We start from the raw sequence: 14,305 nt of genomic DNA on the forward strand, positions 1-14,305 counted from the left end.
CGTTGTCGTGAAGAGCATCGGGCAATGTCTTCATCGATGTGTTAGAGATTGCTTATGGATCCGATGCGGCTGCGGCTGCTGCGCGAGCTCGACGATCGCGGCAGCGTGTCGGCGGTCGCGGCGGCGCTGCACGTCAGCGCGTCGGCGGTCTCGCAACAGCTCGCGATTCTGCAGGCGGACGTGCCCGTGCCGCTGACGGTGAAGCAGGGGCGTCGGCTGGTGCTGACGGATGCCGGGCGCGCACTCGCGGCGGCCGGGGCCCGGGTCGACGAGGCGCTCGTGCTCGCGCGGGAGAGCGTCGGAGCGTTCCTCGCCCACGATGCCGCGCCGGTGCGCGTGTCGGCGTTCCACAGTGCGGGCGTCGCGCTGTTTGGACCCCTGTTGGCCGCGCTCGACGGCGTGCCCGTCGCGCTCGCCGACGAGGACGTCGCGCGCGAGGAGTTTCCCGGACTCGTGGCCGCGCACGACCTCGTCATCGCGCACCGGCTCGCGCACGACCCGGATTGGCCGCGCGAGCGGATGGTGGTCACGCCGCTGTTCGTCGAACCGCTGGACGTCGCGCTGCCGCAGGCGCACCCCCTGGCATCCGCCGACCGAATCGATCCCGTGGCCCTCCGCGGACAGACGTGGATCTCGACGCACGAGGGCTTTCCGCTCACCGGCGTGCTGCAGGCGATCGCCGCCCTCAGCGGCGAGCCCCCGATCATCGGCCACCGGGTGAACGAGTTCTTCGTCGCCGCACAGATCGTCCGCGCCGGGGCGGCGATCGCCGTCATGCCGCGGTTCACGGCGCGCGCCCTGGCGACCGACGGCATGGTGCTGCGTCCGCTCGCTGGGGTCACCCTGAGCCGTCACGTGGACGTGCTCGCCCGCCCCGACGCGCTGGCGCGCGCGGCCGTGCGCCGCGTGCGGGCCGCGCTCGTGGATGTCGCCGCCGACCTCGCGCGGTGAGACCGCAGGCATTGCCCTCGCCCTGCTGCCCCGTCCGGTTCGGGGTCGCCTCTGGTCGCTCAGCGTGGGCGAGAACGACCACATGCGACCCCGAACCGGCGGGAGGGGGCGGTGTCAGCCTCCCTGGCGGCGGGCATCGGAGCGGGGCATGCTGGAGGCATGTCCTTCACCATCTGGAACGTGCTCGTCCTGGTCGCGGTGCTGGCCGGGCTCGCGCTGTTCGTCGCGGCGGTCGTCAGCATCGCGTCGTCGGCGGCGACGAGCCTGGAGAAGATGCTCTGGATTCTCGTGACGCTGATGTTCCCCCTCATGGGGCCGATCGTCTGGCTCGCAGTCGGGCGGCGCTCGATCGTCGCGAATCCGGCCGATCGCCGGTGAGGCGCGCGGCTGTCAGCCGGCGAGCGCGAGACCGCAGGCCTCGATCGTCCACCCGATGAACGCCTCGTCGTTCGGGTCGCTGCCGACCGACACCTCCCGGGTGATCCCGCGGTGAGAGCGCTCCCGTAGGCTGGAGTCGACCTCCTTCTCCCCTTTTCAGAACGACTGCGTTCCCGTGCCACTTCGTCGCGACATCCAAGGTCTGCGCGCGCTCGCCGTGCTGGCCGTCATCGGCGCGCACGCCGCCGGCTGGCCGCGGGGCGGCGTCGCCGGTGTCGACGTCTTCTTCGTAATCTCGGGCTTCGTGATCACCGGGATGCTGCTGCGTGAGCAGCGGAAGGACGGTCGCATCCGCCTGGCACGGTTCTACGGCAGACGCGCTCGCCGCCTCGTGCCGGCCGCGCTCGTCACGGTCGGTGCCGTCGTCGGCACCGCCTATGCCCTGTTCGGACGGGCACGCGCGGAGCAGATTCTGTGGGACGGCATCTCGGCACTGCTGCTGGTGTCGAACTGGCGTTTCACGCAGCAGGGCACCGACTACTTCGACGCGGGTGACGCCGTCTCGCCGTTGCAGAACTTCTGGTCGCTTTCGGTGGAGGAGCAGTTCTACCTCGTCTGGCCCGGGTTGCTGATCGTGTCGATCCTGTTCGTGCCGGCCGTTGCGCGTCGCGGTCGGGCGGCTGCCGCGGTCGCCGCCGGGTGGGCGGTCGTCGTGATCGCGGCATCCTTCGGCTGGGCGCTGCCGCAGAGCGCGTCGGCGCCGACGGCGGCCTACTTCTCGACGGCGACGCGCGCGTGGGAGTTCGCACTCGGCGCTCTGGTCGCGGCGGGCGTGCCGCTGCTGCGACGGCTTCCCGCAGCTCTCGGGGCGCTGCTCGCGTGGGTCGGTGTCGCGGGCGTTGTCGCCGCGCTGGTGCTCATCGACCCGGCCGCCGTGGGCTTTCCGGGGCCGTGGGCGGCAGCGCCGACGGTCGCGACCGCGCTGGCGCTGGCCGGCGGCGTCGTTGCGCCGCCGCCGGCGCTGTTCCCGTGGACGAACCCGATCGCGGTCACGATCGGCAACGCGTCGTACTCCCTCTATCTGTGGCACTTCCCGGTGGTCGTGTTCGCCGCCGCGCTGCTGCCCGCGTCGCCGTGGTCGCTGCCGCTGACCCTGGCGATCATCGCCGTCGTCGGATTCGCGTCGTACACGATCATCGAGCAGCCACTGCGCTACGCGCCGTTCCTGGGTGGGCGGGTGCCCGCGACGGCAGCGGCCGAGCCTGAGGAGCCGGCGGTCGAGGCATCGGATGCCGCCGCGCCCGCCATGCCTGCCGAGGCTCCCGCTGTGGCGCCGCCGGTACGCACCCCCGAGATCGCGACGCGGCGGCCCGCGGGGTGGCAGCCGGGCACGCGCTACTTCCCGGGCAGTCCGCGGGTGGCGGCCCAGAGCGCGGGTGTCGAGCCGGTCGCGGTGGCGGCGGCATCCGTTCCGGAGGTCGTGCCCGTCGAGCAGCCCGTGATCGCTCCACCGCCGGTCGAGGTGTCGGAGGTTGCGGCGCTCGCGATGAGCGACAGCGTGCCGGTAGCGAGCGTCGCTCCGATGGTCGCCTGGCGGGAGCGTTTCCGCGCCCAGGTCTCTCTGGCCGCTGCCGGTCTCGTCGCCGCCGCGCTGCTGGTCGTGCTCGTCGTGCAGGTGCAGCAGCCGCGCCCCTTGCCCCCGACGGCCGGGGGTGCGGATCAGGCAGCGCCCGCGATCGAGGATCCGACGGCGGCGCTGCAGGCCGATCTTGCGGCGGCGGTGTCGGCGACGACCTGGCCCGATCTGCACCCGTCGCTCGACGAGGTCATGGCGCAGTCGTCGGGAGCGAACCCCGCGCACGACTGCTTCGCGCCGACGCCGCAGCCGGATGTCGCCGCGTGCACATGGGGGAGCGGTGATGCTCCGCGGCACCTGTACCTCGTGGGCGACTCGACCGCGATGGCGTATGCGCCGGCGCTGAAGGCGCTCGCCGAGCAGAGCGGGGGAGCGATCCGCGTCACGACGGTCGGGCTCTACGGATGCCGCTTCACCGACGTGCTGGTGCAGAACGACGACCCCGCGGTGATGCAGGCGTGCACGCAGCGCAAGAACGACGTCGCCGCGATGATCGCCGCCGACCACCCCGAGAAGGTGCTCGTCTCGAACGCGTACACGCTGGGGCGCACGGTGGACGGGCGCGACCTGAGCGCGACAGATCTGATCGCGGCCGAGGCGGCCGAGATGGCGCGGTATGGGATGCCGGGCCGCGTCGTCTACCTCGAGGCGCCCCCGGAAGGCGCGCCCCTCGGCAACTGCTACACGCGGGTCGGGTCGCCGTATGCGTGCGCGACGAGCATCACGCCCGTGTGGCGCGACATGCAGGCGGCGACGGCGGCCGCCGCAGCGGCGTCTGGCGATCGCGTCGTGGACGCGCTGGGATTCACGTGCTGGCAGGACGTCTGCCCGGCGTTCGCGGGGACGCTGCCGATCCGCTATGACCAGACGCACCTGACCGTCGCGTACTCCGCGCACCTTGCACCGTACCTGCGGTGGGCGTTGGACGGCGCCGTCGCGGCCGGGGCCCCGGCGCCGCCCGGCTAGAATCGTTGCGCCAGCCTCTGTAGCTCAGTGGAAGAGCCACTCCGTCCTAAGGAGCGGGTCGGGGGTTCGAATCCCTCCAGGGGCACCACTTCTTTTTTCTCCTGACCTGGTATTTCTTCCGCGGTCACGCCTCTCAGAGTCGTTTTTGCCCGCTTTTTGCCCGCATTTATAGACGCTGTGAATGGAAACAGAGCCCGTCAGAGCGCTCCATCCGGCGTCCCCGAACGCCAAAATGGCGCCTTCCGTGCGGCGCGGAGCTCGACGAGAAACTGAGCAATCTGCTCTCTACGGCCGGGTCGGCGACACGTAGCCCGTCTGCGGACGCGCCGGCAGCGCGACGAGCGGCATCTGGGCGTTGAGTCGTGCCGCGACGGCATCCAGATCATCTTCGAAGAGGTCGGCGTACGTGTCGAGCGTCATCGCCGCCGACGCGTGCCCGAGCATCCGCTGCACGGCCTTTACATTCGCGCCCGAGCTGATCGCGAGTGACGCGGCCGTGTGGCGGAGATCGTGCGGTGTGAGCCGCGGGATCGACGGGTCCACCGTCTGTGCGCGCTGCACCGCGTTCGCGAACCAGCCCTGGCTGCCGGAGTTGCGCACGTGGTGGACGCCGTCTCCGCAGAGCAGCCCTTCGGAGCCTTTGCCGTAACAGGCTTGCTCGATCATCGGAGCGAGGTGATTGGGGTAGGGGACCGAGCGCTTTTCGTGCATCTTCGATGTGTCGACGTGGATCTCGTAGCCTATTGTCACCGCGTTCTCCTCGATGACGACCGCTTACGCAGCCGGTTGACGCTGCGCACCCGGAGCCCCGTCGCCTCGCCCCAGCGGAGGCCTGTGTAGCCAGCGTCAAAACGAATGTCGGATGCGTTGAGCACGCGGCCAATGTCGCCACCTGATCGTGCGAGAGGTAGACGCGCCGCATGCCCGGCCCCCTTCGAGGGAGATTACGGATGTGACGGGTCGGCCCATCTCGACCTCCGCCCGCAGTCTGGTTGACCGTGAGTATGGCGACAGTGTCGAACACTCCGGTGGCCTCGTCAACGCCGCGGAAGATGTTTGTGGATGGATGGCGCCAATCGCCGTTGGCCGCTTTTGGTTCGACGGGGGCGGTCCTGCCGAGACCGCAGCACATCGGCAGGTCAAGTTTTTCGTTGACCGAGCTCCCCACCCACTAAGCTCGGCCACACCCGGATAAATCCGGCTCAATCCGCATGGGGGCGTGAATGTCCGAGCCGTGGCTCTCTGCCGACGACATCGCAGAGCACTTGGGCGTCACGAAGGACACCGTCTACGCCTGGATCGCCGATAAGGGGATGCCGGCGCACAAGGTGGGTCGTCTGTGGAAGTTCCAGGTGAGCGAGGTTGACGCCTGGGTGCGCGGCGGAGGCAGCGCAGGGAGCGTCGCCTAGTCATGCGGATCATCGACAACGTCTCCGACCTGCTCGGCGACGACCTCAAATCCGAGATCAGCCGCGGCTCGAAGGTGCGCATCGCCGCGTCGACCTTCTCGATCTTCGCGTTCGAAGCACTGCGTAAGGAACTCGAACACGTCGACGAACTCGAGTTCATCTTCACGTCCCCGTCATTCAGCAACGGTCAGGCTACGGACAAGCTGCGCAAGGACCGGCGCGAGTTCTTCATCCCGCACGCCGAGTCATCGCTCTACGGGTCGGAGTTCGAGATCCGCCTCCGCAACAAGCTGACTCAGCGCGCGATCGCCCGCGAGTGCGCGGCCTGGGTGCGCGACAAGGTCACGTTCCGTTCGAACGCCACCGGCAGTCAGATGCAGCAGTTCGCTGTGGTCGACGATCAGGCTGCCTACCTCCAGCTCCAGGGCCTCACCACGGCAGACCTCGGCTACGAGCGCGGCAACTCCGTATCCAACCTGGTCACAAAGCTCGAGGGACCGGCCGAGACCCAGGCGTTCCTCGCCGTGTTCGACCAGATTTGGGCCAACCCCGCTCAGCTGAACGATGTCACGCAAGCCGTGTACGACCACATCGCGAGTGTGTACGCCGAGAACTCCCCGGCGCGCATCTACTTCCTCATCCTCTACAACCTCTTCGCCGAGTTCCTCGACGACATCAGCGAGGACGTGCTCCCGAACGACCGCACCGGCTATCAGGACACCAAGGTCTGGCAGAGCCTGTACAACTTCCAAAGGGATGCCGCGACCGGCATCATCAACAAGCTCGAGACGTACAACGGCTGCATCCTCGCCGACAGCGTCGGCCTCGGTAAGACGTTCACCGCGCTTGCGGTCATCAAGTACTACGAACTCCGCAACAAGTCCGTCCTCGTTCTCGCGCCGAAGAAGCTCGCCGAGAACTGGACGAACTACAACGCCAACCTCACCACGAACGTCTTCGCGAGCGACCGATTCAACTACGACGTCCTCGCCCATACCGACCTCTCCCGAACCCGGGGTGAGTCACTTGGCCTCCGGCTCGATCGCATCAACTGGGGCAACTACGACCTCGTCGTGATCGACGAGTCGCACAACTTCCGCAACGCCGACTACGCCGAAGAAAAGGAGTCGCGGTACCAGCGCCTCATGCGGCAGGTCATCCGCGAGGGCGTGAAAACCAAGGTGCTGATGCTCTCTGCGACGCCGGTCAACAACCGCTTCAACGACCTCAAGAATCAGTTGCAGCTGGCATACGAGGGCGAGAGCGACACCCTCGCCGCGAAGCTCACGCTCTCTACATCGGTGGAGCGGGTGTTCCGCGACGCGCAGACGGTGTTCAACGAGTGGTCGAAGCTCCCCGCGGAGGAGCGCACCGCCGACCGCATCCTGCAGATGCTCGACTTCGACTTCTTCGAGCTGCTCGACGCGGTCACCATCGCGCGCTCCCGCAAGCACATTCAGGCCTTCTATGACACGAGCGAGATCGGCGCTTTCCCGCGGCGCCTGCCGCCGGAATCCGTCCGCGAGCCACTCACCGACCTCGCGGACGTCCCCTCGTTCAACGAGATTTTCGAGCAGCTGCAGGTGCTGACGTTGGGCGTCTACACGCCCCTCGCCTACGTGTTCCCGAGCCGCATCAGCAAGTACGAGGACCTCTACAACGTCACGACCGGAAGCGCCCGCTCGAACCTCGGTCAGAAAGGTCGCGAAGAGGGCCTGAAGAAGCTCATGACCGTCAATCTGCTCAAGCGTCTCGAGAGTTCGGTCGAGGCCTTCCGCTTGACGTTGGCGAAGATCGAGTCCGCCGTCGACAGCACCCTCACGCGGCTCAGCAACCACTCCGGCACCCTCCCGGAGATCCGCGACATGGACGATCTCGACTTCGACCTCGACGATGAGGACGATGCCAACGTCGAGGCGCTGTCGTTCGGAGAGAAGATTCGCATCGACATCGACGACATCGACGTCGAATCGTGGCAACGCGACCTCTGGCATGACCGCGAGACACTGCGCGAACTCCTCGACGAGATGGGCAAGGTGACCCCGGCGCACGACCTCAAGCTCCGCAAGCTGCGGCACCTGGTCCAGCAGAAGGCCGACCACCCGCTCAACCCGGAGAATCGAAAGGTACTGATCTTCTCCGCCTTCGCCGACACCGCGAACTACCTCTACAACGAACTCGCGCCCGCGCTCCAGCAGGCAGGGCTGGAAAGCGCGGTGATCACCGGCGGCAGCCACGGCGCGAAGTCGACAATCGGTACCGGCTTCGACTTCCAGCAGGTCATGTCGATGTTCTCGCCACGATCCAAGCAGCGGCACCTCACCATGCCGAAGGAGACCCGCGACATCGACGTCCTGATCGGCACCGACGTCATCAGCGAGGGCCAGAACCTGCAGGACTGCGACTACCTCATCAACTACGACATCCACTGGAACCCCGTGCGGATCATCCAGAGGTTCGGCCGTATCGACCGCATCGGCTCGACGAACGAGGTCATCCAGCTCGTCAACTTCTGGCCCGACATCTCGCTCGATGAGTACATCAACCTCAAGGAGCGCGTCGAGAACCGGATGGTGATCGCCGACCTTGCCGGCTCAGCCGACGACAACGTGCTGAACCCGGAGGACTCGGATGCCGCGTTCCGCAAGGAACAGCTGCGCAAACTGCAGAACGAGAACATCGAGCTCGAAGACGTCCGCGCAGGGATCTCGATCACGGATCTCGGCCTCAACGACTTCCGCATGGACCTGCTCGCGTACATGAACGAGTACGGAGACATCGCTACCGCCCCGCGCGGCTTGCACACCGTCATCCCCGCAGACCCTGCCATAGGCCTCATACCGGGTGTGATCTTCGCGCTCAAGAACGTCAACGCTGACCCTGCCGTGAACCGGGGCAACCGGCTCCACCCGCACTACCTCGTCTACGTCGATGACGATGGAAGTGTCATCGCTGATCACACCGAAGCGAAGCGCCTCCTAGACCTCATTCGCGCCGGCTCGCGGCCTCACGACGAACCCGTCGCCGACGTCACTCGTGTCTTCAACGAAGCCACCCACGAGGGCGCCGACATGAGCAAGTACTCCGCGCTGCTGACGGATGCCATCCACTCGATGATCGACGTCACCGAAGAACGCGACATCGACAGCCTGTTCAGCGGTGGGCACACCACCGCGCTCACGCAGCAGATCGCAGGGCTCGACGACTTCGAACTGATCGCGTTCATCGCCGTCGTCGACCCACGGGGCGACTCATGACCGACATCCTCTACCAATGGCCGGCCGGTGCACGCTTCGGCGCACGCGTCCCGAAGGAACGGTTCTACGAACGCACCGCCTCGACCGCCGCACTGCGTGAAAGGTTCGTCGCGGAAGTGAACCGCATCAGCTGGGCCTACAAGCTCGCTGCGGAGACCATCAACCTTCCAGGCTCGTCAGAAGTGCCTGAGATCGAGGTCATTCAGATAGACGCTAAGGCGAACGACATCAGCACCCAGGTGCTTGCATCGATTGACAAGGCGATACCGAACCCGGTGATCTTCGAGATCCACCGCGACGATGCCCACGGCGGCGCTGTGCGGATGACCGCCGCACACAAGCCGGTCGGCACGCCTGCGCCGAAGCCCGCCAATGCCTACTTCTCAACGGGCTGGATGCGAGGCGACGCGCCGCGCGCTTCTCTGCCAACCGCGATCTCGATGACGGCCCTGTACTCAGCGCTCCTTGGCCCACTCATGCCGCTCGCGCCTCGGCCGGGCGAGGGTCTCGCCGTTGTCGGCGAGCGGCTGGATGCCGTGCGCCGGCTCGAGCGCGAGATCAGCGCCCTGGAACGCAAGCTTCGGTCTGAACCTCAGCTCAATCGCAAGGTGGACCTGCGGCGTGAGCTGAAAACCAAACAAGCCGAGCTGGATCAGACGAGGTAATCCATGAAAAGACTCCGAATGACATCTCCCGATCTCACCCGCGCCAACATTGACAAGATCGCAGATCTCTTTCCGACTGTTGTCACCGAGACGCTGGACGCCGACGGTGAACCAATGCGCACCGTCGACTTCGACATGTTGCGCCAGGAGTTGTCCAACTATCTCGTCGACGGCCCCCAAGAGCGCTACCAGCTCGATTGGCCCGGCAAGCGTGCCGCCGCCTTCGCTGCCAACGCACCGATCGCGAAGACCCTTCGTCCGGTGCGTGAGGAGTCTGTCGACTTCGATACGACGAGGAATCTCTTCATCGAAGGCGACAATCTAGATGCCCTGAAGATGTTGCAGGAGTCGTATCTCGGCAGGGTCAAGCTGATCTACATCGACCCGCCTTACAACACGGGAAACGACTTCGTCTACGAGGACGACTTCGCTGAGTCAAGCGCTGACTACCTTGCGCGTTCCGGCCAGAAGTCCGAGTCTGGCGAGCGTCTCATCGCGAACACGGAGTCGAACGGACGCTTCCACTCCGACTGGTTGTCGATGATGTACCCGCGGTTGAAGCTAGCGCGCAACCTGCTCTCGTCGGACGGCTTCATCGTAGTGAGCATTGACGATGCCGAGGTATCGGCGCTCGAACTACTCCTCGACGAGGTCATGGGAGCTGAAAACAAGCTCGCCGTACTTGTCTGGGACCGAAATCGTAAGAACGATGCTCGCTATTTCTCGGTTGGCCATGAATACATGCTTGTCTACGCCCGTGATCGGGAGGTGCTCCAAGAGAGCGGCCTACGACTTCGTGAACCTCAGGCCGGACTTGAAGAAGCGCAGGTAGCGTTCGCTGAGATGCAGGCCCGCCATGGGGTGGACTGGGCGGCGATCCAAGCCGAGTGGCGCAAGTGGACCGCATCCTTTGCCGCGAGCGACGAACGACGGAAACTCGGCAGGTTCACCAAGGTCGGTCCGCGTGGCCCTTTCCGCGATGATGGGGACATCTCCTGGCCGGGTGGTGGCGGCCCGAAGTACGAAGTCCTCCACCCGGTGACGAATAGGCCAACGAAGGTACCTGCGGGCGGCTGGGTATATCCGGCTAAGTCATCCTTCGACGCAGCGGTAGCTTCGGGGCGGGTCGTGTTCGGACCTGACGAAACTACGCTTCCTAGGCAGATGCGCTACCTCTTCGATTCAGCCGGACTCGTGATGCCGTCTGTGCACTATAGCTACGCTCAAACTGCCGCCGTCGAGTTCCACGCCCTGATGGGTGGCCGCGTCTTCGATAACCCCAAGAACTGGAAGGACCTCCGCCGACTCATCGACTACCTGACCCAGCCTGGCGATCTCATCGTCGATTTCTTCGCTGGATCTGCCTCGACAGGCCACGCAGTGTTTGATCTCAATGCCGTGAAAGGCAGCGACAGGCAGTTTGTCCTCGTGCAGCTCGATGAGCGAGTTTCAGCCAAGTCGCCCGCCGCTGCCGCCGGCTTCGGGTCTATCGCCGACATTGCCCGCGAGAGGCTGAAGCGGGCCGCCGCCACGTATCCAAGCGGGAGCGATCTCGGCTTCCGTTCATTCCGCGTCGACACGACGAACATGAACGAGCACAGACGCGCGCCAGACGATCTGGTGCAGGCTGCTCTCATCGATCAGACCGACAGCGTGAAATCGGACCGCACCGACGAGGATCTCCTCTTTCAGGTGCTCCTTGATTGGGGGCTCGACCTTTCGCTGCCGATCCTGCGCGAGACCATTGCCGAGACCGAGGTGTACTCGGTCGACGATGGTGCTTTGATCGCCTGCTTTGCCTATGCCGCGACCGGCGCGGTCATCAGAGCCATCGCGGAACGCCGCCCACTTCGCGCCGTATTCAGGGACTCCGGCTTCGTCGACGATTCTGCACGCGTCAACGCTGAGCAGATCTTCCGCGAAGTGTCGCCCGAGACCGAGGTTAGGGCGATCTGACGCGATGAAACTCCAGTTCAAGGTTCAGCCGTATCAGACTGAGGCCGTCGAGGCGGTGTTGGATGTGTTCGCCGGACAACCGTACGCCGATGGCGTGAGGTACCGCATCGACCCAGGCAGAGACACTGGGCGCGTTCTCGTTGAGGACGCTGGGTTGCGGAATGCCGAGATCGCGCTAACCCCGCCACAGCTACTGACGAACGTGCATGGGGTTCAGAGAGCGCGCGGGCTCGAGCTATCGAAGCATCTCAAAGACGAGTTGAAGAAGTCGGCGGCCCCAATCAATCTCGACGTCGAGATGGAGACTGGCACGGGCAAGACGTACGTCTACATCAAGACGATCATGGAGTTGCACAAGCGGTACGGATGGTCGAAGTACATCGTCGTCGTGCCATCGATTGCGATCCGTGAGGGTGTGAAGAAGTCCTTCGACATCACCGCCGAGCACTTCCAGCACTTCTACGGCACCAAAGCACGCACCTTCATCTACAACTCCTCGCGTCTTCATGAGATCGAGCGCTTCTCATCCGACGCCGGCGTGCAGGTGATGATCATCAACGTCCAGGCGTTCAACGCCACCGGCAAGGATGCCCGCCGCATCTACGAGGTGCTCGACGACTTCCAATCACGGAAGCCGATCGACGTGATTGCAGCGAACCGGCCGATCCTCATCATTGATGAGCCGCAGAAGATCGAAGGCGACGCGAAGAAGCCCTCGAAGTCGTTGGAGGCTCTGGCATCGTTCAACGCCCTCTTCGCGCTGCGCTACTCCGCGACGCACAGGATCGAACGCACCAAGGTGCACCGACTCGACGCCATCGACGCATACAACCAGAAGCTGGTGAAGAAGATCGCGGTGCGTGGCATCACCGTCAAACACCTCGCCGGCAGCCGCGCGTACCTCTACGTGGACGGCCTCGAGATCGGCAAGGGTGCCGACTTCCCGAAAGCCCGAGTCGAGCTTGAGGTGCAGACCGCCCAGGGCATCAAGCGGCAGGTGAAGCGCCTCAGCCAGGGAATGAACCTGCATGACGTCTCCGGCGGTATCGAGGCGTACAAGGACCTTTTCATCCGGGAGGTCGACGCTACCCGCGACATCATCGAGTTGAGCAATGGCGAGATCATCGCCGCCGGCGAGGTCACCGAGGACGTAGCCGAGGACCAAAAGCGACGCATCCAGATCCGCGAGGTCATCCGCGCCCACCTCGCCAAGGAACGCGAGCTGTTCGCGCAGGGGATCAAGACGCTCTCGTTGTTCTTCATCGACGAAGTCGCCAAGTACCGCGACTACGAGCGCGAGGACACCCTCGGAGAGTACGCCCGAGCGTTCGAGGAAGAGTACGAGGCCGTGCTCGCCGACTACCTCAGCGAAATCGACCTGGATGAAGCGGCTGAACGCTATCGAGACCACGTCAAGGCGATCCCGGTGCGCTCGACCCACGAGGGGTACTTCTCAATCGACAAGAAGACCAGACAGTTCGTCGACGGCAAGATCGCAGCCCGTGGCGACTTCGCAGGTCAATCGGACGACGTCGACGCCTACGACCTGATCCTGAAGGACAAAGAGAGGCTGCTCTCGTTCGAGGAGCCGGTCCGATTCATCTGGTCACATTCCGCGCTCCGCGAGGGCTGGGACAACCCGAACGTCTTCGTGATGGGCATGCTCAAGAAGAGCGACAACACGACGACGCGCCGGCAAGAGATCGGCCGTGGTCTGCGACTCTCGGTCGACCAGCACGGCGAGCGAATGGACAACCCCGTCACCGTCCACGACATCAACGAACTCACCGTCGTCACCGACGAGTCCTACACCGACTTCGTGACCGCGCTCCAGAAGGAGATCATCGAATCGCTGTCCGCGCGGCCACGCAAAGCAAGCGTCGAATACTTCGCGGGCAAGTCGATCACGCTGGGCGACGGATCCACAAGCGCACTCGAGAAGACTGTCGCTCAGGCGCTCTACTTCCACCTGATCAAGAACGACTACATCGACGAGTCGGGCCTGGTCACACAGGCCTACAAGGATGCGCGCGCCGACGGAACCCTCGCGACGCCGACCTCCGAGGCACTCAAGCCCATCATCGACTTCGTTTGGCCACTCGTCGACGCCCTCTACCTCGACGTGCCGAAGCCGACCGACGGTCGCAAGCCGAAGAAGATCCCGCTCAACGAAGCGAACTTCAACAAGCGCGAGTTCCAGGAACTCTGGGGACGCATCAACCACAAGGCCGTCTACCAGGTCGACTTCGACTCCCAGGAGCTGATCGACAACTGCATCCGCGTGCTCGACACCTCGCTCAACGTCACGGTCATGCAGTACCTCGTCGAAAGCGGCAACCAAGTCGTCGGCCTCCAAGTGGAGCAACTGGAAGCGGGCACGGGTTTCAAAGTCTCCGAGACGAAGGTCGAGCACTCGGCCGTGTCAGCTGGTTCGACCGTCAAGTACGACCTCCTGGGTGAGATCGCGGCGAAGACGCAGCTCACTCGCCGCACGTGTGCTGCAATCCTCACAGGCATCCACCCGGGCACGTTCGCGAAATTCAAGCAGAACCCCGAGCAGTTCATCACCGAGTCTGCCCGACTCATCAACGAGCAGAAGGCAACCGCCATCGTCGAGCACCTCAGCTACGACCCGCTCGACGATCGATACGACTCATCGATCTTCACGGAGAACCAGACCGCACAGGATCTATCCAAGGCCGGTGACAAGTTGAAGAAGAGCGTCTACGAGTACGTCGTCACCGACTCCAAGGTTGAGCGATCGTTCGTTGAGAAGCTCGACGTGAGCGACGAGGTCGTTGTCTACTCGAAGCTGCCCCGCGGCTTCTTTATCCCGACTCCGGTGGGCGACTACAACCCCGACTGGGCGATCGCGTTCCGCGATGACGACACGAAGATCAAGCATGTCTACTTCGTCGCCGAAACCAAAGGTTCGCTGTCCACTCTTCAGCTGAAGGGCGTCGAGAACGCCAAGATCGAGTGCGCCCGCAAGTTCTTCGCCGCGCTCAACGCGAAGACCGATCGAAACGTCACTTACGACGTCGTCTCCGACTACTCCGAGCTGATGCAGTTGGTGACGGCATAGAG

Annotated in this window: 9 protein-coding genes and 1 tRNA gene; 9 read left to right on the plus strand and 1 reads right to left on the minus strand. The window is 64.7% G+C overall.

All coding sequences use genetic code 11. The annotated features are described in order from the left end of the window. Positions 1–54 precede the first annotated feature (54 nt). The 4 genes from DEU37_RS04385 to DEU37_RS04400 all read left to right on the plus strand — a co-directional run bounded on the left by DEU37_RS04385 (position 55) and on the right by DEU37_RS04400 (position 4,019). On the plus strand, positions 55–951 hold the full coding sequence (locus tag DEU37_RS04385) for a LysR family transcriptional regulator (RefSeq protein ID WP_121189400.1): 897 nt from the start codon (positions 55–57) through the stop codon (positions 949–951). Positions 952–1,110: 159 nt separating this feature from the next. After that, the gene (locus DEU37_RS04390) at positions 1,111–1,329 is read left to right on the plus strand and encodes a PLD nuclease N-terminal domain-containing protein (RefSeq protein ID WP_259457130.1); all 219 of its coding nucleotides are present in this window, start codon (positions 1,111–1,113) and stop codon (positions 1,327–1,329) included. Positions 1,330–1,504: 175 nt separating this feature from the next. Then, on the plus strand, positions 1,505–3,931 hold the full coding sequence (locus tag DEU37_RS04395) for an acyltransferase (RefSeq protein ID WP_121189402.1): 2,427 nt from the start codon (positions 1,505–1,507) through the stop codon (positions 3,929–3,931). 13 nt (positions 3,932–3,944) lie between these two features. After that, positions 3,945–4,019 (plus strand) — tRNA-Arg (locus DEU37_RS04400). A 197-nt stretch (positions 4,020–4,216) separates the two neighbouring features. On the opposite strand, the gene DEU37_RS15015 is transcribed toward DEU37_RS04400, so the two are convergent. Next, positions 4,217–4,642 carry a site-specific integrase gene (locus DEU37_RS15015; protein WP_259457131.1) on the minus strand — a complete coding sequence of 142 codons (426 nt, stop codon included), beginning with the start codon at positions 4,640–4,642 and terminating at the stop codon, positions 4,217–4,219. Between the two features lie 512 nt (positions 4,643–5,154). Between DEU37_RS15015 and DEU37_RS04410 the strand changes: the two genes are divergently transcribed. From DEU37_RS04410 to DEU37_RS04430, 5 genes are read left to right on the plus strand one after another with little or no spacing between them, the layout of a single operon-like run. Continuing rightward, on the plus strand, positions 5,155–5,340 hold the full coding sequence (locus DEU37_RS04410) for a helix-turn-helix domain-containing protein (protein WP_121189403.1): 186 nt from the start codon (positions 5,155–5,157) through the stop codon (positions 5,338–5,340). A 2-nt stretch (positions 5,341–5,342) separates the two neighbouring features. Further along, positions 5,343–8,597 (plus strand): helicase-related protein, encoded by a 3,255-nt coding sequence (locus DEU37_RS04415; protein ID WP_121189404.1) that lies wholly within the window; start codon positions 5,343–5,345, stop codon positions 8,595–8,597. Next, entirely contained in the window at positions 8,594–9,262 is a 669-nt protein-coding gene (locus DEU37_RS04420) for a DUF4391 domain-containing protein (RefSeq protein ID WP_121189405.1), read from the plus strand. Before DEU37_RS04415 ends, DEU37_RS04420 begins: the two co-directional genes overlap by 4 nt. An 18-nt stretch (positions 9,263–9,280) precedes the next feature. Continuing rightward, entirely contained in the window at positions 9,281–11,218 is a 1,938-nt protein-coding gene (locus DEU37_RS04425) for a site-specific DNA-methyltransferase (protein WP_259457132.1), read from the plus strand. 4 nt (positions 11,219–11,222) lie between these two features. Then, a complete protein-coding gene (locus DEU37_RS04430) occupies positions 11,223–14,303 on the plus strand; it encodes a type III restriction-modification system endonuclease (RefSeq protein WP_121189407.1) in 3,081 nt (1,026 codons plus the stop codon). The last annotated feature ends 2 nt before the right edge of the window (positions 14,304–14,305 follow it).

Origin of the sequence: Microbacterium sp. AG790, assembly GCF_003634765.1 — a bacterium.
Taxonomy (GTDB): Bacteria; Actinomycetota; Actinomycetes; order Actinomycetales; family Microbacteriaceae; genus Microbacterium.

Coding starts and splice junctions, on each gene's coding strand:
- DEU37_RS04385 (WP_121189400.1), top strand. CDS start 55: ATGGATCCGATGCGGCTGCGGCTGCTGCGCGAGCTCGACGATCGCGGC.
- DEU37_RS04390 (WP_259457130.1), top strand. CDS start 1,111: ATGTCCTTCACCATCTGGAACGTGCTCGTCCTGGTCGCGGTGCTGGCC.
- DEU37_RS15015 (WP_259457131.1), bottom strand. CDS start 4,642: ATGCACGAAAAGCGCTCGGTCCCCTACCCCAATCACCTCGCTCCGATG.
- DEU37_RS04410 (WP_121189403.1), top strand. CDS start 5,155: ATGTCCGAGCCGTGGCTCTCTGCCGACGACATCGCAGAGCACTTGGGC.
- DEU37_RS04415 (WP_121189404.1), top strand. CDS start 5,343: ATGCGGATCATCGACAACGTCTCCGACCTGCTCGGCGACGACCTCAAA.
- DEU37_RS04420 (WP_121189405.1), top strand. CDS start 8,594: ATGACCGACATCCTCTACCAATGGCCGGCCGGTGCACGCTTCGGCGCA.
- DEU37_RS04425 (WP_259457132.1), top strand. CDS start 9,281: ATGACATCTCCCGATCTCACCCGCGCCAACATTGACAAGATCGCAGAT.
- DEU37_RS04430 (WP_121189407.1), top strand. CDS start 11,223: ATGAAACTCCAGTTCAAGGTTCAGCCGTATCAGACTGAGGCCGTCGAG.